Annotated in this window: 15 protein-coding genes; 7 read left to right on the top strand and 8 right to left on the bottom strand. The window is 66.2% G+C overall.

Going from position 1 to position 19562, the window contains the following annotated elements; all coding sequences use genetic code 11:
• Positions 1-48: 48 nt before the first annotated feature.
• From mobA to hemC, 4 genes are read right to left on the bottom strand one after another with little or no spacing between them, the layout of a single operon-like run.
• Positions 49-678: a molybdenum cofactor guanylyltransferase gene (gene mobA / locus AX725_RS13055; RefSeq protein WP_067512143.1), complete on the bottom strand. Its 630-nt coding sequence runs from the start codon at positions 676-678 to the stop codon at positions 49-51.
• Between the two features lie 10 nt (positions 679-688).
• Positions 689-1609 (bottom strand): mitofilin family membrane protein, encoded by a 921-nt coding sequence (locus AX725_RS13060; protein WP_060979237.1) that lies wholly within the window; start codon positions 1607-1609, stop codon positions 689-691.
• A complete protein-coding gene (locus AX725_RS13065) occupies positions 1606-2331 on the bottom strand; it encodes a uroporphyrinogen-III synthase (RefSeq protein ID WP_060979236.1) in 726 nt (241 codons plus the stop codon). The genes AX725_RS13060 and AX725_RS13065 overlap by 4 nt, the downstream gene beginning before the upstream one ends.
• Complete coding sequence (hemC, locus tag AX725_RS13070; RefSeq protein ID WP_081096869.1) at positions 2331-3311, bottom strand: hydroxymethylbilane synthase; 981 nt, start codon at positions 3309-3311, stop codon at positions 2331-2333. Before hemC ends, AX725_RS13065 begins: the two co-directional genes overlap by 1 nt.
• A gap of 40 nt (positions 3312-3351) precedes the next feature.
• On the opposite strand from hemC, the gene tsaD reads away from it, so the two are divergent.
• Together tsaD and AX725_RS13080 are read left to right on the top strand one after the other, a co-directional pair.
• On the top strand, positions 3352-4398 hold the full coding sequence (gene tsaD, locus AX725_RS13075) for a tRNA (adenosine(37)-N6)-threonylcarbamoyltransferase complex transferase subunit TsaD (RefSeq protein ID WP_060979235.1): 1047 nt from the start codon (positions 3352-3354) through the stop codon (positions 4396-4398).
• Positions 4395-5378, top strand: a complete 984-nt coding sequence (locus tag AX725_RS13080; protein ID WP_060979234.1) for an NAD(P)H-dependent glycerol-3-phosphate dehydrogenase — start codon at positions 4395-4397, stop codon at positions 5376-5378. Before tsaD ends, AX725_RS13080 begins: the two co-directional genes overlap by 4 nt.
• Positions 5379-5381: 3 nt before the next feature.
• On the opposite strand, the gene AX725_RS13085 is transcribed toward AX725_RS13080, so the two are convergent.
• Complete coding sequence (locus AX725_RS13085) at positions 5382-7325, bottom strand: alkyl/aryl-sulfatase (protein WP_066114722.1); 1944 nt, start codon at positions 7323-7325, stop codon at positions 5382-5384.
• Positions 7326-7619: 294 nt separating this feature from the next.
• Between AX725_RS13085 and AX725_RS13090 the strand changes: the two genes are divergently transcribed.
• From AX725_RS13090 to gltB, 4 genes are all read left to right on the top strand, one after another.
• Complete coding sequence (locus AX725_RS13090) at positions 7620-8621, top strand: hypothetical protein (RefSeq protein WP_156440693.1); 1002 nt, start codon at positions 7620-7622, stop codon at positions 8619-8621.
• 42 nt (positions 8622-8663) lie between these two features.
• Complete coding sequence (locus AX725_RS13095) at positions 8664-9467, top strand: undecaprenyl-diphosphate phosphatase (protein WP_060979231.1); 804 nt, start codon at positions 8664-8666, stop codon at positions 9465-9467.
• Positions 9468-9729: 262 nt separating this feature from the next.
• Positions 9730-11163: an NAD(P)-dependent oxidoreductase gene (locus AX725_RS13100; RefSeq protein WP_060979259.1), complete on the top strand. Its 1434-nt coding sequence runs from the start codon at positions 9730-9732 to the stop codon at positions 11161-11163.
• A gap of 66 nt (positions 11164-11229) precedes the next feature.
• Complete coding sequence (gene gltB, locus AX725_RS13105; protein ID WP_060979230.1) at positions 11230-15753, top strand: glutamate synthase large subunit; 4524 nt, start codon at positions 11230-11232, stop codon at positions 15751-15753.
• Between the two features lie 85 nt (positions 15754-15838).
• On the opposite strand, the gene AX725_RS13110 is transcribed toward gltB, so the two are convergent.
• A complete protein-coding gene (locus AX725_RS13110) occupies positions 15839-16378 on the bottom strand; it encodes an outer membrane protein (protein WP_157759178.1) in 540 nt (179 codons plus the stop codon).
• A gap of 255 nt (positions 16379-16633) precedes the next feature.
• On the opposite strand from AX725_RS13110, the gene AX725_RS13115 reads away from it, so the two are divergent.
• Entirely contained in the window at positions 16634-17305 is a 672-nt protein-coding gene (locus AX725_RS13115; RefSeq protein ID WP_031317962.1) for a glutathione S-transferase family protein, read from the top strand.
• A 224-nt stretch (positions 17306-17529) separates the two neighbouring features.
• Here AX725_RS13115 and AX725_RS21645 read toward each other — a convergent pair whose 3' ends face one another.
• Positions 17530-18600: a sigma-54 interaction domain-containing protein gene (locus tag AX725_RS21645; protein WP_060979228.1), complete on the bottom strand. Its 1071-nt coding sequence runs from the start codon at positions 18598-18600 to the stop codon at positions 17530-17532.
• Between the two features lie 163 nt (positions 18601-18763).
• The gene (locus AX725_RS13125) at positions 18764-19441 is read right to left on the bottom strand and encodes a hypothetical protein (RefSeq protein ID WP_060979227.1); all 678 of its coding nucleotides are present in this window, start codon (positions 19439-19441) and stop codon (positions 18764-18766) included.
• Positions 19442-19562: the final 121 nt, after the last annotated feature.

Below are 19562 nucleotides of genomic sequence, written 5' to 3' on the forward strand. Positions count from 1 at the left end.
GTCGCGTGTCGGCGGCAAAGCGCCGCTCTATATGGTTTTCGGCTTTCGCTATGCTGAATATCGCGTTGACCCGGCCTCGCCAAGCCGTTTCCCACGCGCATCGAGCGCATGGCGGCGCGCGATTTCAAGCTCTTGCGGCGTATTGACGTTCATCAGGGCACCAGCGTCGGGAAAGCATACCGCGCGCATGCAGATGGTCTCGCCCAGCCGCTGCAGCGACCAGCGTTCGCCGCAGCGCTCGGGCGGCAACGCCTGCAGCACCGCGCGCGCGCTCCACAGCGCGAACACCGGCTGCAGCGCGCCATCCGCTTCGACCATGGCGAGCGGAGCCTCGACCATCAGCCGCGCGGCCAGATCATCGGGGACGAACGGCGCATCGACCGGGCAGGTGACGAACGCGTCGCCGCCCAGGCCTGCCAGCGCCGAAGCGACCGACCGGATGGCACCGACCGGCCCGGCGGGAGCCTCCGGGTCATCGCGAATGACGGGCAGGGCGGTACCGTAATCCCGCGCGGCCGACAGCCAGAGCGTGCCTGCCTGGGGTGCAAGCCGCGCCAGCACCCGGTCGATCATGCGCTGACCATCGATCTCGGCGAGCGCCTTGTCCTGACCCTGCATGCGCCTCGACTGCCCGCCTGCGAGCAGCACGATCACGGGGTCTTGCAATGGTTCGGGCATCGGACAGGCCTCAGCCTGCGGGCGGGGCCAGCGGCGAGGGCTGCTCGATCGGCTGACCGACGGCGTCGCGCAGGCCGCGCGGCTCCAGGATCGCGGCGCTCTCGATGATGTCGAGCGCGCGCCGTGCCTCGGCATAGCTGCGCGCCTTGGCGATCCAGTCCGCAGCCTTGGCGCGACCGGGAAGCTTCTCGATCTCGCCGAGAGCGGCCTCGACCCGGCCCGCCTCGAGATAGCGCCGCGCGCGCTGCACGCGCTGGGTCGGGGTCTGCGATTCCTTGCCCGCCTGTTCGATCACGAACAGTTCGCTCGCCTCGCGATGCAGAGCCGCCCAGAAGCTCTCATTGGCAGCGCGGCCCGATCCCAGCGAGGGGCCGATCTCGTCGAGCTGCGCGCGCAGCTGGTCCATCGTCACCGGGTTTTTCGAGGCGCGGATGATCGTGGCCACGGCATTGGGCTGCGCCGTGCCGAAGCGCAGCTGTAACTGGCCTTCCAGATAGCCCAGCGCCGATGCCCGGTCGAGCGCGCGGCGCGCGGCAAACGCGATCAGCAACCCTTCGGCGCGCCCGGCATTGCCCGACGCCGCCTGGGCCTGAACGTTGATCAGCGACAGCCGGTTTTCCAGCTCCGCCACGCGCTGGTCGAGCGCGCCGGGCGGCACGGGGCCGCTGAGCATGCCGGTCGCCATCGATGGCGGAATCGGCGCAGGTGCCGGGCTGGCCGGAGCGGCGGTGATCACATTGCGGTCGACCGCAGCCTGGGGCGGGGCCTGCGTGTCGAACCAGCCCGACCGGGTGATGATCCAGCCGGAGAGCACCGCTCCACCGACAAAGGCGAGCAGCAGCAGGATCAGCAGCGAGCGCCCGCTCGACCCTTGCCCCTGGCTGGGGCTTGCCTGGCTCGGGCTTCCCTGGCGGGGTGTATCCACGTTCATTCGGTCTCCGGCTTTTTCGCCTGTTGGCGTCCCGCCTCATGCTGGCACAGCATGGGCAGCACGTCCAGCAAGGCGCGGTCATCTGCGGCAGCCGCGATGCGCACCGCGGCCCAGCCGTCGCCTGCCGCATCGACCAGCGCCGGGGCGAACAGCGCGAGGCTGATATGGCCACGGTCGATCCCAGCGCTGTCGACCAGCGTGCCAAAATGCTGTGCCGCGCGCGCCGAATGGAGCAGCACGATCGCAGGTCCCGTCAGCGCCTTGCGAAGGGCATCGGGCATTGGCAGCGCGCGCGAGCGATACACGATGCGCGTATCGATCGCGAGGCGCGACGCGGGGAGATCGACCCGGTCCTCGCCCGCCAGCCGCAGAACGTGCAGATGTCCGTCCTCGACCAGCATCGGCAGCATCGCGGCAAGACCGCCACTGCCCTGGCCGCGCACGCGAAAGCCCAGATCAGTCGCCATGCGCGCGGTCTTGCCGCCCACGGCATAGACCGGCAGACCCTTGAGGTCGGCAAGCGCCGGGCCGCCATGGCGGAACACATTGGCGCTGCCGACGAGCAAAGCGTCATAGGCTTCCGGGTCGGCGGGCGTCCAGGCGACCGGTTCGATCGCGAACAGCGGCGTGACGACAGGGTCGTAACCGGCGTTGCGCAGCGCCTGTGCGGTGGCGGTCGCGCCGGGCTGCGGGCGCAGCACGATGATGCGCGGGCTCGCCATCACGCGGGGGTGAACAGCCGGGTGATCGTCTCGGGGGCGCGGGCGAGCAGTTCGGCGGCAAGACCTGCCGGGCCTTGTGCATCGCCGGCGGCAAAGCGCGCTTCGCCCGCGACACGATCGGCACCGTCCTCCGAATAAAGCATGGCGCGCAGGTGCACGCTCTCGCCCTCCATCCGCGCGAGCGCCGCCACCGCCGAGTGGCAATCGCCGCCCAGCGCGAACAGCAGCGCGCGTTCGGCGCGCACGCAGATCGAGGTGGGCTTGTCGTCGATGCCGCCGATCAGCGCGCGCATCGGTGCGTCATCGGCGCGCACCTCGACGCCCACCGCGCCCTGCGACGGCGCAGGCAGCCAGGTGTCGCTATCGAGCCGCGCCGAGACCATGCCGTCCAATGTCTCGCCCAGCCGGTCGAGCCCGGCGGCGGCGAGCAGCGTCGCATCGGCCTCGCCCGCCTGCAGCTTGCCGATGCGCGTGGCGACATTGCCGCGGAACAGCACGGTGGTGATATCGGGGCGGATCGAGCGGATCTGCGCGGCGCGGCGCGGCGAGCTGGTGCCGAAGCGTGCACCTTCGGGCAGCGCCTCAATGCTCGTGGCACCCAGCAGCACATCGCGAACATCGGCGCGCGGCAGCATCGCGGCGATATGGAAGGCGTCAGGCCGCACGGTCTCGACATCCTTCATCGAATGCACCGAAAGGTCGATCGCGCCGCCGCCCAATGACCAGTCGAGCTCGCGCGTCCACAAGGCCTTGCCGCCGACATCGGCAAGCGGGCGGTCGGTGATGCGGTCGCCGCTCGCCACCACGGGCGACAGTTCGACCTGATCCTCGGCCAGGCTCCAGCGCTCCCGCAGCGCGGCGGCGGTCATCCGCGCCTGCGCCATGGCCAGCGGCGAGGCGCGCGTGCCCAGCCGGATCGGCCTTTGTTCCAGAATTTCCGCTATCCCCTCGGGCAGGCCCGCTCGTGTCTCATTACCCATGCCCTTGTGCTAGCGGCGTATGCCGATAAGGGGAAGCCTTATGGCAATCATCCTGGGCATCGAATCGAGCTGCGACGAGAGCGCGGCGGCGCTGATCGGGTCGGACCGGACCGTGCTGGCGCACCGGCTGGCGGGGCAGGAGGATGCGCACAAGCCCTATGGCGGCGTAGTGCCCGAGATTGCGGCGCGCGCGCATGTGCAGGTGCTCACCCCGCTGATCGACGCGGCGCTGATGGATGCGGGGCTGGGGCTGGACGATGTCGATGCCATTGCCGCGACCGCAGGCCCCGGGCTGATCGGCGGGGTGATGGTGGGGCTTGTCACCGCCAAGGCGTTGGCGATGGCGGCGGGCAAGCCGCTGATCGCGGTCAACCATCTGGAGGGCCATGCGCTCTCGCCGCGTCTTGCCGATGCTGCGCTTGAATTCCCCTACATGCTGCTGCTTGTTTCGGGCGGGCATTGCCAGATTTTGCGCGTCGACGGGGTCGGCCAGTATCGCAGGCTGGCAACCACGATCGACGATGCGGCGGGCGAGGCATTCGACAAGACCGCCAAGATTCTGGGTCTGGGCTATCCCGGCGGGCCGCGCGTCGAGGCGCTGGCCAAGACCGGCAATTCGAAGGCGGTGCCGCTGCCAAGGCCGCTGCTGGGCAGCGCCGAGCCGCATTTCTCTTTCGCGGGCCTCAAGAGCGCGGTGCTGCGCGCGGCGCAGAGCGGGGCGCACCGGCCCGAGGATATCGCGGCGGCGTTCCAGCAGGCGGTGGTGGATTGTGTAGTGGATCGGCTGGAGAAGGCGCTCGCTGCATCAGATGGCACTGGCGGCAAACCCAAAACCCTGGTCGTCGCAGGCGGTGTCGCCGCCAATGGCGCGATCCGCTCGGCGCTCGAGGCGCTCGCCGCCCGGCACGATATGGGCTTTGTCGCCCCGCCGCTCTGGCTGTGCACCGACAATGCCGCGATGATCGGCTGGGCGGGGGCCGAGCGGTTTGCTCTGGGCCTCACCGATCCGCTCGACATGCCTGCACGCCCGCGCTGGCCGCTCGATCCTGAAGCCGAAGCGGCGCGCGGGGCGGGGGTGAAGGCATGAGCAGCCAAACCCTCGGCGTGATCGGCGGCGGGGCCTGGGGCACCGCGCTCGCACAGATGCTGGCAAGCGATGGCAGCAAAGTGCGGCTCTGGGCGTTCGAGCCTCCGGTGGTGGAGGAGATCAACCGCCATCATCGCAACAGCGCCTATCTCAAGGGCATCGATCTCAACGCGGGTATCCGCGCGACGAGCGATCTGAGCGAACTGGCCGATCTGCCGTTGCTGCTGGTGGTCACGCCCGCGCAGCATATGCGCCGCGTGCTGGCGTCGCTGCCCGAAGGTCCCGGCGACCTCGTGCTGTGCTGCAAGGGCATCGAGGAGGCGAGCGGCGAGCTGATGGTCGATGCCGCGCGCGCCGCTGCGCCGGGCAGGCCGCTCGCCGTGCTTTCCGGCCCGACCTTCGCGCACGAAGTGGCAAACGGTCAGCCGACCGCCGTGACGCTCGCCTGCGAAACCCGGGCGCAATGGGACCGGATCGCGCCGCTGATCTGGCGTCCGGCCTTCCGCCCCTATTTCAGCACCGACATCATTGGCGCGGAAATCGGCGGCGCGGTCAAGAACGTGCTCGCCATCGCGTGTGGTGTCGTCGAGGGGCTGGGCCTGGGCCAGAACGCCCGCGCGGCGCTGATCGCGCGCGGCTTTGCCGAGATGACGCGCTTCGGCCTCGCCTGCGGGGCGCAGGCCGAGACGCTGTCGGGCCTTTCGGGCCTGGGCGATCTGGTGCTGACCTGCTCGTCGATGAGCTCGCGCAATTTCTCGCTCGGCAAGGCGCTGGGCGAGGGGCGCAAGGCGGGTGATGTGCTCGCCGACCGCGCCACCGTGGCCGAGGGCGCGTTCACCGCGCCGGTGCTCCAGCGCGTCGCCAAGGCGCGCGGTGTCGCGATGCCGATCGTCGATACCGTCTGCGCGCTGCTCGCGGGTGATGTGGCCGCAGGCGATGCCGTCGCCGCGCTGCTCGCCCGCCCGCTGACTGCCGAGTAACGCTCAGGGCGTCACCACCGCGAAGGCCGGGTCGAATGGCGGGTGCAGCATCAGCCAGCGCAGGAACAGCCCCGAATCGCCCTCGATCTTCATTGCGCCCGATTTCATCAGCGTCGGGAAATCGGTCTCGCCGATGACGATCGCATCGAAATCCTTGCGGTTCAGTGTCACCGTCGCATTGGCATCGGCGAGCGTTGCGCCATAGCGCGGCACCTCGACATCGCCATTGACCATGATCCCCAGCGTTTCCCTGGTATCGGGCAGGATGAAATTGATGCGCGCGCGCATGTTGCCCGCGCGTTCGGCGGCAAATCGGGTGGCGAGCGCGTCGAAGAATTCCGCTGTGGGGATGGCGCTGATGAAGCTGCGGCTCTGCGTGCTCGATCCCTTGCGTGGCAATTCGGTCCCGCGCAGCGTGGCGGCCCCAGCGAGATAGTAATTGCGCCAGATGCCCGATTCGGCAGCAAAGCCCAGCGCCTCGTAACTGTCCGCCAATGCGGCCTTGGCGGCGGCGTTGCCTGGCTCGGCAAAGACGAGATGGTTCAATAGTTCGGCGGCCCAGCGGTGGTTGCCTTCGCCTTGCGCCTTCCTGCCCGCTTCGAGCAGCTTGTCCGCGCCGCCCGCCAGCTCGACATAGCCCTTGCCGGCTGCGACCGGGGGCAGCGGATTGAAATTGGCAGGAACCCCGTCCCACCAGCCGTAATAGCGCTGATAGGTCGCCTTCATATTGTGGTTGATCGTGCCGTAATAGCCGCGCGCGGAATAGGCCTGTTGCTGCGCCGAAGGTTCGGCAATGCCGTCTGCCACCTCGTGCAGGGTCATCCCCGCATTGGCGCGGCCCAGGGTGCGGTCATGGACATAGCGATAGGCGTCGCGCTGGTTCTCCAGATATTTGGCCACCCGCGCCTGGCCCCAGGTGGGCCAGTTGTGCGAGGCGATCTGCACCTCGGCCTCATTGCCCCATTTGACCAACGCCTTGTCGATGATCTTCGACCAGCGCAAAGCATCGCGCACCTGCGCGCCGCGCAGGGTGAGGATGTTGTGCAGCGTCTTGACCGCGACTTCGGTGGTGTGCAGCACCTTGAAATCGGGCAGATAGAACAGGAATTCGGCCGGAGCCTCGGTGCCCGCCGCATCGATGAAGTCGAACCGCACCCCGTCGATGACCTTGAGCCCGCCTTCGGGGCCGATCAGCATCGTCGGTGCCATATAGCCGGTGGTGCCGATCGAAAGCCCGGTGCCCAGGCCGTTGTCGACCCGGCCCTGCGCCCCTGGCGCGAGCGCGGTGCCGAACATGTAACTCGACCTCCGGGTCATCGCGTTGCCCGCGAGCACATTCTCGCTCACCGCCTCTTCGGCAAAGCCGTGCGGCGCGACGATCGGCACCTTGCGCTTCTTCGCGTCGTCGGGCGAAAGGATGCCGCCCACCCCGCCGAAATGGTCGGCATGGCTGTGGCTGAACAGCACCGCGGAAATCGGGCGCTTGCCGATCTTGCTTTCGGCCAGCTGCATCGCGGCAGCGGCGGCCTCTTCGGTCAGCAGCGGATCGACCACGATCCAGCCGGTCTTGCCCGAGATGATCGTCATCACCGCAATGTCATAGCCGCGCAGCTGCCAGACCTTGCCGGGGACGATCTCGAACAGCCCGTGGATATGATTCAGCCGCGCCTGCCGCCAGAGCGAGGGGTGGACGGTTGCATGCGCGGTCTCGGCCTTGAGGAAATCGAAGGCGGATGCGTCCCACACGGTCTTGCCATCGGCGGTCTTGATCACGCCGCCCGGAATTTCGGCGATCTTGCCGCGGGTCGCATCAGCCATGTCGCTGCCGTCATCGGCGGGAAGCCGCGCCAGCACCGCTGCGCGTTCGGCATCGCTGAGCTGCGCCTGCGCGGCCGCGCCGCTGATCAGCGCGATTCCCATCGCGCCCGCTTTCAGAACCCGTTTCATCTGCACCCTCCTGCTTCGATCGCCTTGCGTCCGGCGAATTATTGGCAGTCATGCTGCCATATTCTCCATGCGCTGTCAGCCATTGATCGCACCCGACATCAAATCCCCCCCAATCGGGGTGTGGCGATGGGAAACAGCGGCTTAAGCCTGTCTTCAACGAAGCATCCGCTTTTCATCATCGGCCACCGAACATTCAGCAAACCGCGACCCTGCTGGCCGGTGACAGGTGATGGAAAGGCGATCCCGGCGGGTTCAGCGCCCGCCGGGATCGTCGCTTCGCTCAAGGGGGACATGATGACGCTCGATCGCCGCCAATTTTTGATCGCTTCGGCGAGCGCTGCCGCGCTCGCTGCGCTGCCTTCGCCGGTTCTGGCCGCGAAAAAGGCCAAGTCGCCGGTATCGGTCAAGAACCCAGCAGCGCTCGCCGGGATGCGCCAGGCGGTGATCGGATCGTTCGCGCTGGGCTTTCTCACCGAGCGGATCGACCGCGCCAAGGCCGGCGGCGGGCTGATGGGCGGCGGTTTCGGCGGCAAATCGACCGCGCGCAGCTATCTCGCCGGGCTGACCGACGCAGATTTCAGGGATGCGACCGAAGCGGCCTATGCCGCATTCACTGGCCGGCTGTCGGCGATGGGCATCACGCTCGCCGATCGGCAGGGACTGCTCGCGGCCTATGGCAGCAAGGTCAAGCCGCTGCCCAATGGCGAGGAACGCACGCTGCTCACCGGGCGCGACGACAAGGCCAGGGCGCGGCTGTTCAGCCCGGCGGCGCTGGGCGATCCCGTTGTGTTGCAGGAATGGCTGGGCATCATGACCGGCGGCGGTTTCGACTTCAGCTTCAACATGAGTGTCGTCAACGCCAGCATGAACGCGAAAACCTATGCGAAATCCTCGGGCCAGGCGGTGATCAACGCGCTGCTGCTCGTCGATTTCGCCGATGCCGACAGCTATGGCGGCTGGTTCACCAACAGCTCTTCGGTCAAGGTCAAGTCGAGCCTCGCCGCCTTTCCCGATGCCAGCCAGCTCACCGTGTTCGCGCCGGGCGGCAAGATCGGGTCGGTGGTGCTCAAGGAGCCGGTGGCGATGGGCGGCGATTACGGCACGTTCGCGGATACGACTGGCGGCACCGCCAAGACGCTCGAGACGGTGAGCAATGTCATCGGCTTTCTCGGCGGGGTGGGCACCAACAAGTCGCGCAAGTACACGATGACCGCCGATCCGGCGCGCTGGCGCGAGGGCGTGGCCGGGGTTTCTCAGGAAGCATTCGCCAAGCTGACGGCCAGCCTTTCCGCCTGATAGGCGGTTGACTTGGGGGAATGCCGCCGCTCTTAAGACGGCATGATCGAAATGTACCTTATCCCCATATTGCTGGGCATCGTCGAAGGCCTGACCGAGTTTCTGCCGGTCTCGTCCACCGGACACCTGATCCTTGCGACCGAATTGCTCGGCTTCGATGCCGAGGCCTGGGCGGTGTTCAACATCGCGATCCAGCCGGGCGCGATCCTCGCGATCGTGGTGCTCTACTGGCGCACGTTCATGGACGTGCTCGCCGGGCTGATGCGCTGGGAGCCGTCTGCCATCGCGTTCACGCGCAATCTGCTGATCGCCTTTTTTCCCGCGGTCATCCTGGGTCTGGCGTTCGGCGACCAGATCGACAAGCTGCTCGAGAATGCGGTGGTCGTCGCCTGGGCGCTGATCATCGGTGGGGTTGCGATCCTGGTGGTCGAGAAGCTCGCGAAGACCAGCGACGCCGGCGGCGTTGCCGGCGTACCCTTCAAGACCGCGATCGGCATCGGCCTGGTCCAGTGCATCGCGATGATTCCCGGGGTCAGCCGCTCGGGCGCGACCATCCTCGGCGCGATGGCGATGGGGGTGGATCGCAAGACGGCGGCGGAGTTCAGCTTCTTCCTCGCGCTGCCGACGCTCACCGGCGCGACGGTGCTGCAGCTCTACAAGAACCGCGACATGCTCACCCCGGACGAGTTCGGGGCGATCGCGATCGGATTCGTGGTCTCGTTCATCGTGGCGTTGGTCGTGGTCAAGGCGTTCCTCAAGATCATCACGCGCTACGGTTTCGTGCCCTTCGCCTGGTATCGCATCGTCGCAGGCGCGGCGGCCCTGATATGGCTGGCCAATCGATAGGGCCGGTGCGGACCTGTTAAGGTCCAAAAATTGTCTTAGGCTGCGACGAAATGATCCTTATCGCGGATCAATAGTCAACAATGCTGACCTATTGACAGAAAAATGCGTGACTCTGCGTTCATGATCGCTTAAAGCTGCGTCAGTTGCGGCGCGCGCAATTTTTCGCGCGCCTATCGATTGCGCAAATGAAGGCAGGGGCATGGCTGACCAGCACGACAACACAGTAGCAACCGCAGCGGCGCTCGCGGCGGAAAAGCTCGCGATGCTGCAATTCGTCGATCGCGGTCAGGCCTATCCGCCCAAGCGCAGCGCCGAGGACCGCGCCGACGATTTCGAGGAGATCTCGGACAAGTTCGATGGCAGCGCCGCGCAGGCGCAATCGGCGCGCTGCTCGCAATGCGGCGTGCCCTATTGCTCGACCCATTGCCCGCTGCATAATCACATTCCGGACTGGCTGCGCCTGACCGCCGAAGGGCGGCTGCGCGAAGCCTATGAGATGTCGAACCTCACCTCGACCATGCCCGAAATCTGCGGCCGCATCTGCCCGCAGGATCGTCTGTGCGAAGGCAATTGCGTGATCGAATTTTCCGGCCATGGCGCGGTCACCATCGGCTCGGTGGAAAAGTACATCACCGATACCGCCTGGGAGCAGGGCTGGGTCGAGCCGGTGCTGGTCGGCAAGCCGCGCGGCCAGTCGGTCGGCATCATCGGTGCGGGGCCTGCGGGGCTGACCGCGGCCGAATATCTGCGCATGGGCGGCTATGACGTGCACGTGTACGACCGGCATGACCGCGCGGGCGGGCTGCTGACTTATGGCATCCCCGGCTTCAAGCTGGAAAAGGACGTGGTGATGCGCCGCGTCGCGCGGCTCGAGCAAGCAGGCATCGTCTTCCATTGCGGGTTCGAGGTCGGACGCGATTGCGCCATGGACGATCTGCGGGAGAAGCACGACGCCGTGCTGATCGCCACCGGCGTCTACAAGGCGCGCGACATCAAGGTGCCGGGCATCGGTGCCGATGGCGTCGTACCCGCGCTCGATTATCTCATCGCCTCGAACCGCAAGGGCTTTGGCGATGACGTGCCCGATTTCGACAGCGGCGCGCTCAATGCTGAAGGCAAGAATGTCGTCGTGATCGGCGGCGGCGATACCGCGATGGATTGCGTGCGCACCGCCGTCCGCCAGGGCGCGGCCTCGGTCAAGTGCCTCTATCGCCGCGACCGGATCAACATGCCCGGATCGCAGCGCGAGGTGCTCAATGCCGAAGAAGAGGGCGTCGAGTTCGTCTGGCTCTCCGGCCCGGTCGCGGTCGAGGGCACGCCGCACGCCACCGCCGTGCGCGCCAGCCGCATGCGCCTCGGCGCGCCCGACGCTTCGGGCCGCAGCGCGCCCGAGCCCGATCCCGACAGCGATTTCTCGGTTCCGGCCGACCTCGTCATCAAGGCCCTGGGCTTTGATCCCGAGGACCTGCCGAGTGCGTTCGGCTGCGACGAGCTCTCGGTCCAGCGCTGGGGCACGCTGCGCGTCGACCACAAGACGATGATGACCAGCCTCGATGGCGTGTTTGCCGCTGGCGATATCGTGCGCGGGGCTTCGCTGGTCGTCTGGGCGATCCGCGACGGCCGCGATGTGGCCGAGCACATGCACAAATATTTGAAGGCCAAGGCCCGCGCCGGGGCCGAAATGGTCGCCGCCTGAGCAAGAATGACGGACCTGGCCGGATGAGCGCGAAGCCCCGGCCGGTCGAGACGAAAGACACGAGACATGACCCACTTCCCCACGCCCGAGCATGAACGCCTTGCCCGCGAAGGCATGTACCGGCCCGATTATGAATCCGATGCCTGCGGCGTCGGACTGGTCGCCGCGACCGACGGCAAGCCCTCGCGCCGCGTCGTCGAGAGCGCGATCGATGCGCTGAAGGCGGTGTGGCATCGCGGCGCGGTCGATGCCGATGGCATGACCGGCGATGGCGCGGGCCTGCATGTCGACCTGCCGGTGCGCTTCTTTGACGATGCGATCGCCGATTCGGGCCACAAGGTGCTGCCCAACAAGCTCGCGGTCGGCATGGTCTTCCTGCCGCGCACCGATCTGCAGGCGCAGGAGACCTGCCGCACCATCGTCGAGAGCGAGATCATCGAGGCGGGCTATACCATCTATGGCTGGCGCCAGGTGCCGGTGAACATCGCGGTGATCGGCGACAAGGCACAGCGCACCCGCCCCGAGATCGAGCAGATCATGATCGCGGGTCCGATGCCCGACGAGCAGAATATCGCCGAGTTCGAAAAGCAGCTCTATCTCGTCCGCCGCCGGATCGAGAACAAGGTCATCGCCGCGCAGATCAGCGATTTCTACATCTGCTCGCTGTCGTGCCGCTCGATCATCTACAAGGGTCTGTTCCTGGCCGAGAGCCTGTCGGTCTTCTATCCCGATCTTGTCGATCCGCGCTTCGAGAGCCGCATCGCGATCTTCCACCAGCGCTATTCGACCAACACCTTCCCGCAATGGTGGCTGGCCCAGCCGTTCCGCTGCCTGGCGCATAATGGCGAGATCAACACCATCCGGGGCAACAAGAACTGGATGAAGAGCCACGAGATCAAGATGGCGTCGCTGGCCTTTGGCGAGAACAGCGAGGACATCAAGCCGGTGATCCCCGCCGGCGCGTCGGATACGGCGGCGCTCGATGCGGTGTTCGAGGCGATCTGCCGTTCGGGCCGCGAGGCGCCGACCGCCAAGATCATGCTGGTGCCCGAAGCGTGGCAGGGCGACCAGGTGCTGCCGCCCGAGCACAAGGCGATGTACGAATATATGGCGAGCGTGATGGAGCCCTGGGATGGCCCGGCGGCGCTCGCCATGACCGACGGCCGCTGGGCAGTGGCGGGCGTCGATCGCAACGCCCTGCGTCCGCTGCGCTACAGCCTCACCAACGACAATCTGCTCGTCATCGGGTCGGAAACCGGCATGGTGGTGCTGCCCGAAAGCAGCATCGTCGAAAAGGGACGGCTGGGGCCGGGCCAGATGATCGCGGTCGACCTGCACGAGGGCCGCTTCTATCACGACCGCGCAATCAAGGACCGGATCGCCGCCGAACAGCCCTATCGCGACCTGGTCAAGGGCTTCCGTTCGATCCATGACCTGCCGCCCGCCGGACCCGACAGCATCGCCGAGATGAACCGCGCCGAACTGACCCGGCGTCAGGTTGCAGCTGGCCTGACGATCGAGGACATGGAGACGATCCTCGCGCCGATGGCCGAGGACGGCAAGGAAGCCATCGGGTCGATGGGCGATGATACCCCGCTCGCGGTGGTCAGCGCCAAGCCGCGCCCGATCGCGCAATTCTTCCGCCAGAATTTCAGCCAGGTAACCAACCCGCCGATCGACTCCTTGCGCGAACGACATGTGATGAGCCTGAAGACGCGCTTTTCGAACCTGGCCAATATCCTCGAGCAGGACAGCCAGAACGAGCGCGTGCTGGTGCTCGACAGCCCGGTGCTGACCAATAGTGAATGGGGCAGGCTCAAGGCCGATTTCGGGCGGCTGGTCGCCGAGATCGACTGCGTGTTTCCGGCCGAGGGCGGACCCGAACAGCTGCGTGCCGCGATCACCCGCATCCGCAATGAAGCCGAACAGGCGGTGCGCGAAGGCAGCACCGAAATCTTCCTCTCGGACGAAAAGGCCGACGAGGACCATATCGGGGTGCCGATGATCCTGGCGGCGGCCGCCGTGCACACGCATCTCGTGCGCAAGGGCCTGCGCGCCTATGCCTCGATCAACGTGCGCACCGCCGAGTGCCTCGACACGCACCATTTTGCGGTGCTGATCGGCGCGGGCGCGACCACGGTCAACGCCTGGCTCGCCGAACTGTCGATCGCCGACCGCCAGGCGCGCGGCCTGTGCGGCGATATCCCGCTCGACAAGTGCATCGCCAACTATCGCAAGGCGATCAACGAGGGCCTGCTCAAGATCATGTCCAAGATGGGCATCGCGGTGATCTCGAGTTATCGCGGCGGATACAATTTCGAGGCGGTGGGGCTGAGCCGCGCGCTGGTCAACGATCTGTTCCCCGGCATGCCGTCGAAGATCTCGGGTGAAGGCTATGCCTCGCTGCACCTGAACGCCAAGCTGCGGCACGATGCGGCCTGGGACAGCAATGTCGCGCGGCTGCCGATCGGCGGCTTCTACAAGCAGCGTGATGGCGGCGAGGCGCATGCCTATTCCGCAGGCCTGATGCATCTCCTCCAGACCGCAGTGGCCAAGGACAGCTATTCGCAATATCTGCAGTTTGCCGCCGGCGTGCGCGAGCTGCCGCCGGTCTATCTGCGCGACCTGATGGAGTTCAACTACGCCGCCAAGCCGGTCCCGCTCGACGAGGTCGAGGCGATCACCGAGATCCGCAAGCGCTTCGTCACGCCGGGCATGTCGCTGGGCGCGCTGTCACCCGAAGCGCACGAGACGCTGGCGATCGCGATGAACCGTATCGGCGCGAAGGCGGTGTCGGGCGAAGGCGGCGAGGCCTCCGAGCGCTATTCGCCGCGCGACAATGGCGACAATGCCAATAGCGGCATCAAGCAAGTCGCCTCGGGCCGGTTCGGCGTGACGGCAGAATATCTGGGCGCGTGCGAGGAGATCGAGATCAAGGTCGCGCAAGGCGCCAAGCCCGGCGAGGGCGGCCAGCTGCCCGGCTTCAAGGTCACCGAATATATCGCCAAGCTCAGGCACTCCACCCCTGGGGTGACACTGATCAGCCCGCCGCCGCATCACGACATCTATTCGATCGAGGATCTGGCGCAGCTGATCTATGACCTCAAGCAGATCAACCCGCATGCGCGCGTCTGCGTGAAGCTGGTCTCGGCGGCGGGCATCGGCACGATTGCCGCCGGCGTCGCAAAAGCCCATGCCGACGTGATCCTCGTCTCGGGCAATGTCGGCGGCACCGGCGCAAGCCCGCAGACCAGCATCAAATATGCTGGCACGCCCTGGGAAATGGGCCTGTCCGAGGCGAACCAGGTGCTCACCCTCAATGGCCTGAGGCACCGGGTGAAGCTGCGCACCGATGGCGGGCTCAAGACCGGGCGCGATATCGTCATCGCCGCGATCCTGGGCGCGGAAGAATATGGCATCGGCACGCTGTCGCTGGTCGCCATGGGCTGCATCATGGTCCGTCAGTGCCACAGCAACACCTGTCCGGTGGGCGTTTGCGTGCAGGACGAGCGCCTGCGCGCCAAGTTCACCGGCACGCCCGAAAAGGTCATCAACCTGATGACCTTCATCGCCGAGGAAGTGCGCGAGATTCTGGCGCGGCTGGGCGTGCGCAGCCTCGACGAGATCATCGGTCGCACCGATCTGCTGCGCCAGGTCAGCCGCGGGGCCGAGCATCTCGACGATCTCGACCTCAACCCGATCCTCGCCAAGGTCGATGTCGCCGACGAACAGCGCCGGTTCAGCCTCGATACCTGGCGCAACCCGGTGCCTGACAGTCTCGACGCGCTGATCCTCAAGGATGCGCGGCCCGTGTTCGACCGGCGCGAGAAGATGCAGCTGACCTATAATGTCCGCAACACGCACCGTGCGGTCGGCACGCGGCTTTCGGCCGAGATCACGCGCATCTATGGCATGAAGGCGCTGGACGAAGGCCATGTCCGCATCCGGCTGCGCGGCTCTGCGGGTCAGTCGCTGGGCGCGTTCCTGTGCCGGGGCATCACGCTTGAGGTGTTCGGCGATGCCAATGACTATGTCGGCAAGGGTCTTTCGGGCGGCACCATCATCGTGCGCCCGACTGTGAGCTCGCCGCTGGTCAGCCATGCCAACACGATCATCGGCAACACCGTGCTCTATGGCGCGACCGCAGGAAAGCTGTTCGCGGCGGGCCAGGCGGGCGAGCGCTTCGCTGTTCGCAACTCGGGCGCGGAAGTGGTGGTCGAGGGCTGCGGCGCCAATGGCTGCGAATATATGACCGGCGGCACGGCGGTGATCCTGGGCGAGACCGGAAGCAATTTCGGTGCCGGGATGACTGGCGGCATGGCCTTTGTGCTCGACCGGCACGATCGCTTCGAGGCCCAGGCGAACCCCGAATCGATCGTCTGGCAGCGTATCGACAGTGCGTACTGGGAAGATCGTCTCAAGGGTCTGATCGCTGCGCATATCGAAGGCACCGACAGCCAGTGGGCGCAGGAGATCCTGCGCAACTGGGACCGCTATCTGCCGCAATTCTGGCAGGTCTGCCCCAAGGAGATGCTGACCCGTCTCGCCCATCCACTGAGCGATGCGGTGGCGATGGAAGCTGCCGAATGACAGGAAGGTCGTAACAAGAAGCCCCGCCCGCCCTGGGGAAAGGGGCGGGCGGGGCCTGTTCACCCGTTGCGGGTCGGCGTTTCGCTCAGAAGTTGAACGACAGGCCGCCGGCAACGCGGGTGGTGTCGAAGCCCAGCGTATCGACCGTCACGCGCAGCGCGGTGTTGGGGCCGATCTTGTACTGGCCGCCAACGCCGACGAGATAATCGCCATCGGTGTCGTCAAAGCCGGCGGGGACGGGCACGTTCAGCACCTTCGATCCGTCGACATTGACCCACTGATAGCCGCCGCGCGCGAACAGCTGGCCGCGATCGCCAACCTTCACGCCGATCTTGCCGGCGACGCCATATTCGCTGTCGATCGCGTTCGAGCCGAGGTTGTAATTGCCCTCCGCACCCAGGATCAGCGTCGGGCCGACGGGAACGTCGACACCGGCATAGACGCCATAGATCGCGCCGTCATCGGCACCGATCGGGTTGCTGCCAAGGTCATGATAGCCGACCTGGCCGCCGACATAGACTTCCGGCTGGCCGGCATCCTGCGCCATGGCCGGGGCCGACAGCGCAAAGGGAAGCGCGGCTGCGGCCGAAAGCGCTGCGAGCTTGAGGGGGGTCAGTGTTTTCATTTTCTTGTCCTTCATGTGCGCGCCAGGTCCTGCCCGGCGTCGGAGCCGGTCTAGGCCTGCGAACCCGTCCCGAAGCTGAACGAAAGATGCGGCAAATCGACAGATTCCATCCGTTCGTCGAAACAAAATGACTATCCGTTCAGGTTCCCGCTGGGTGAGAGGGGTCGGACGATCGCCCCGTTCTGACCGTAAAATGCGCCTCGCCGCCAAAGCATTATATGGACGCCTTCGCGCCGCTGTTGCATGGAGGATGGAATGTGGCAGCTGTTCCAATTTCCCCTGTGTCCGTTTTCGCGCAAAGTCCGGCTTCTGCTGGGAGAAAAGGGCATAGGTTATGAGCTGGTGCGCGAATCACCCTGGGAACAGCGCGACGAATTTCTCGACATGAACCCGGCCGGGCGCACCCCGGTGATGCGCCATCGCGACCGTGACCAGACGCTGTGCGACAGCTGGGCGATCTGCGAATATTTCGAGGAAACGGTCGAGAAGAACCCGATGATCAACGGATCGGCCGACAACCGCGCCGAGATTCGGCGGCTGGTCGCCTGGTTCGACGAGCAGTTCTTCGGCGATGTCGTCGCCCCGCTGATGCACGAACGCATGCGCAAGCGGCTGATCTATCGCCAGCCGCCCGATGGCCGGGTGCTGCGCGAGGCGATGCGGCTGGCGAACACGCATCTCGACTATATCGACTATCTGCTCGACCATCATGCCTGGATCGCAGGCGCGACGATGAGCCTCGCCGATCTTGCCGCTGCGGCGCATATCTCGATCGCCGATTATCTGGGCGGCATCGACTGGCTGGCGCATGCGCAGACCGCAGACTGGTACAGGAAGTTCAAGTCGCGGCCCTCGTTCCGGCCGCTGCTCGCCGAGCGGATGGAAGTGATCAAGCCGCCCTCGCATTACGAGGAAGCCGATTTCTGAGCGGCTTATCCTCCTGCGTTCCCAACTCCGCACGCCTCTCCCTTGATGGGAGAGGCAGCGAGACTTGGTCGCTTGCGGCCTAGTCGCAGTGGTGAGGGTGATGGTCCGGCGGAGCTCTAGCGGCGCGCTGGCAAAATGCCGCGCAATCCGGAGAGAACACCCCCACCCCACCCGCCCCCATCGAGGGGGAGGGCTTTAGCGTTGGGAAGAGGGGAGATGGCGGTTCAAGCGCTCAGCGCGATCTCGCGGCCGATCTGGTAGCGCTTCATCTTCTCGACAAAGGTGGTGCGCTGCAGCTTGACCAGGCGGGCGGCGGCGGAAACGACGCCGCCTGTCGATTCGAGTGCTTCGATCAGCACGCGGCGTTCCTCGTTCTGCAGATATTCGCGCAGGTCGATCGGCTTGGCGAAGCTGGGCGTGGGGGCCGGAATGGTCACGGAGGGCACAGCAGCCATCGGCACGACATTGGCCGGCATCGCCACGCCAATCGGCTGCGACAGTTCGGGGCGCGCCGAGCGGATCGGGCGGAGCAGCATCGCCATCTGGTCGGTGCCGACTTCCATGCCCTGGAAGAACACGGCGGCGCGCTCGACCAGGTTCTTGAGCTCGCGGACATTGCCCGGCCAGTCATGCGCCATCAGGATCGCCATCGCCTCATCGGTGAACACCGGCGGATTGTCGGCGGCAAAGCCGCGCGAGAGAAAATGCTGGACCAGCATCGGAATGTCCTCGATGCGCTCGGCGAGGGCAGGCAGCTCGATCGGCAGGACGTTGAGGCGGTAGAACAAGTCGGCGCGGAACCGGCCTTCGCCGATCGCGCTTTCAAGGCACTGGTGGGTCGCCGCGATCAGGCGGACGTCGACGCGGACATCGTCGTTGCTGCCGATGCGGCGGACCTTCTGGTCTTCCAGCACGCGCAGCAGGCGAACCTGCATGTCGAGCGGCATCTCGCCGATTTCGTCGAGGAACAGCGTGCCGTTATTGGCGGTCTCGAAATGACCCAGGCGGCGGGCGATGGCGCCGGTAAAGCTGCCCTTTTCATGGCCGAACAGTTCGGATTCGATCAGCTCGCGCGGGATCGCGCCGCTATTGACGGCAACGAACGGAGCGGCGGCACGCTGCGATGCACGGTGCAGCGCGTGCGCGACCAGCTCCTTGCCGGTGCCCGACGGGCCGGTGATCAGCACCGAGGCATTGGTCTGGGCGGCAAAACGCACGAGGCCGCGGATCTCGCGGATCGCAACGCTGTTGCCCACGATCAGTTCGGCCATGGCCTGTCCGTCGATCTGTTCCATTTTGCTTGCCCCATATCGTTACCGGCACTGCTTGCCGTGTCTGGTTAACGATTTAGGGGTCAATCGTTAACGATGCGTAAAACCGACAGGTCCGCTGACAGTTTTCGCCATTTTTTTGACAGGCTGTGGATAAGCTGCGTCCCGATATGGGGCGGGTGGCCGGTCAGCGCTTTTCTGCGGGCTTGGCCATGTTGAAGCACACCTCGAAATCGATGTCCGTCGAATCGTCGCTGGGGTCGCGCGCCTTTTCCGTCGCAATCGCGGCCTCGCGCGTTTCGATCAGCTTCGCATCGGCTTCGTTGCCGCTCAGCCCCTCGTCGCGCATTTCGTCGCGGGCGCGCGATTCGAGCACGCTTGCGAGCGTCTTGAGGTCGCGCGCGGTGGTTGAGTCGCCCTCGCGGCCCTTCACCTCTTCATACGCCAGCTGCACATAGACCGCGCATTGCAGCATCGATGGCGGCGGGGGCACGGGAACGGCCGCGTCGAGCTTTTCGAGGCACGGGGTCATGATCGCATCGACCACGCCCGCCGGGTCGTTCGATTGCGCCGCATCGCTCTGCAACTTCTGGACGATCTGCGTCAGCGCCGCGCCGATCGCCGCATCGCTCGACGCGGTTTCGGTAACGATTCGCTCGGCGGTGTTAACAAAATAGGTGCGGCCGCGCGTGACCATGGTGGGATAGGCCAATGCGGACGTCACCCCGCGCTCCTGCTCGGACGCGATGATCGCGAAGGCCGCCGCGCAGGTCAGGTCGTCGCGCTGCGTCTGGGTCAGCGCCGGCGGGGCGACCGGTGCAGGTGCGGCTTGCGCGGCGAGCAATATGGCGGCGAGGCTGGTCATGGCGCCAAGCTTATGCGGGGGGCGGTGCGGCCTGTCACCTGATTTTGGTGCAAAATCCCTGCGGTTCGTGACAGGCGCGTTGCAACGCCGATTGTCACGCCGCAACAGGCCGGGCATAGCA

The sequence above is a fragment of the Blastomonas sp. CCH9-A1 genome (genome assembly GCF_001557175.1).
GTDB classification, from domain to species: domain Bacteria; phylum Pseudomonadota; class Alphaproteobacteria; order Sphingomonadales; family Sphingomonadaceae; genus Blastomonas; species Blastomonas delafieldii_A.

Excerpts from the sequence above, each read along its gene's own strand:
- mobA (WP_067512143.1), bottom strand. The coding sequence starts at position 678 with ATGCCCGAACCATTGCAAGACCCCGTGATCGTGCTGCTCGCAGGCGGG.
- AX725_RS13060 (WP_060979237.1), bottom strand. The coding sequence starts at position 1,609 with ATGAACGTGGATACACCCCGCCAGGGAAGCCCGAGCCAGGCAAGCCCC.
- AX725_RS13065 (WP_060979236.1), bottom strand. The coding sequence starts at position 2,331 with ATGGCGAGCCCGCGCATCATCGTGCTGCGCCCGCAGCCCGGCGCGACC.
- hemC (WP_081096869.1), bottom strand. The coding sequence starts at position 3,311 with ATGGGTAATGAGACACGAGCGGGCCTGCCCGAGGGGATAGCGGAAATT.
- tsaD (WP_060979235.1), top strand. The coding sequence starts at position 3,352 with ATGGCAATCATCCTGGGCATCGAATCGAGCTGCGACGAGAGCGCGGCG.
- AX725_RS13080 (WP_060979234.1), top strand. The coding sequence starts at position 4,395 with ATGAGCAGCCAAACCCTCGGCGTGATCGGCGGCGGGGCCTGGGGCACC.
- AX725_RS13085 (WP_066114722.1), bottom strand. The coding sequence starts at position 7,325 with ATGAAACGGGTTCTGAAAGCGGGCGCGATGGGAATCGCGCTGATCAGC.
- AX725_RS13090 (WP_156440693.1), top strand. The coding sequence starts at position 7,620 with ATGACGCTCGATCGCCGCCAATTTTTGATCGCTTCGGCGAGCGCTGCC.
- AX725_RS13095 (WP_060979231.1), top strand. The coding sequence starts at position 8,664 with ATGATCGAAATGTACCTTATCCCCATATTGCTGGGCATCGTCGAAGGC.
- AX725_RS13100 (WP_060979259.1), top strand. The coding sequence starts at position 9,730 with ATGCTGCAATTCGTCGATCGCGGTCAGGCCTATCCGCCCAAGCGCAGC.
- gltB (WP_060979230.1), top strand. The coding sequence starts at position 11,230 with ATGACCCACTTCCCCACGCCCGAGCATGAACGCCTTGCCCGCGAAGGC.
- AX725_RS13110 (WP_157759178.1), bottom strand. The coding sequence starts at position 16,378 with ATGAAAACACTGACCCCCCTCAAGCTCGCAGCGCTTTCGGCCGCAGCC.
- AX725_RS13115 (WP_031317962.1), top strand. The coding sequence starts at position 16,634 with ATGTGGCAGCTGTTCCAATTTCCCCTGTGTCCGTTTTCGCGCAAAGTC.
- AX725_RS21645 (WP_060979228.1), bottom strand. The coding sequence starts at position 18,600 with ATGGAACAGATCGACGGACAGGCCATGGCCGAACTGATCGTGGGCAAC.
- AX725_RS13125 (WP_060979227.1), bottom strand. The coding sequence starts at position 19,441 with ATGACCAGCCTCGCCGCCATATTGCTCGCCGCGCAAGCCGCACCTGCA.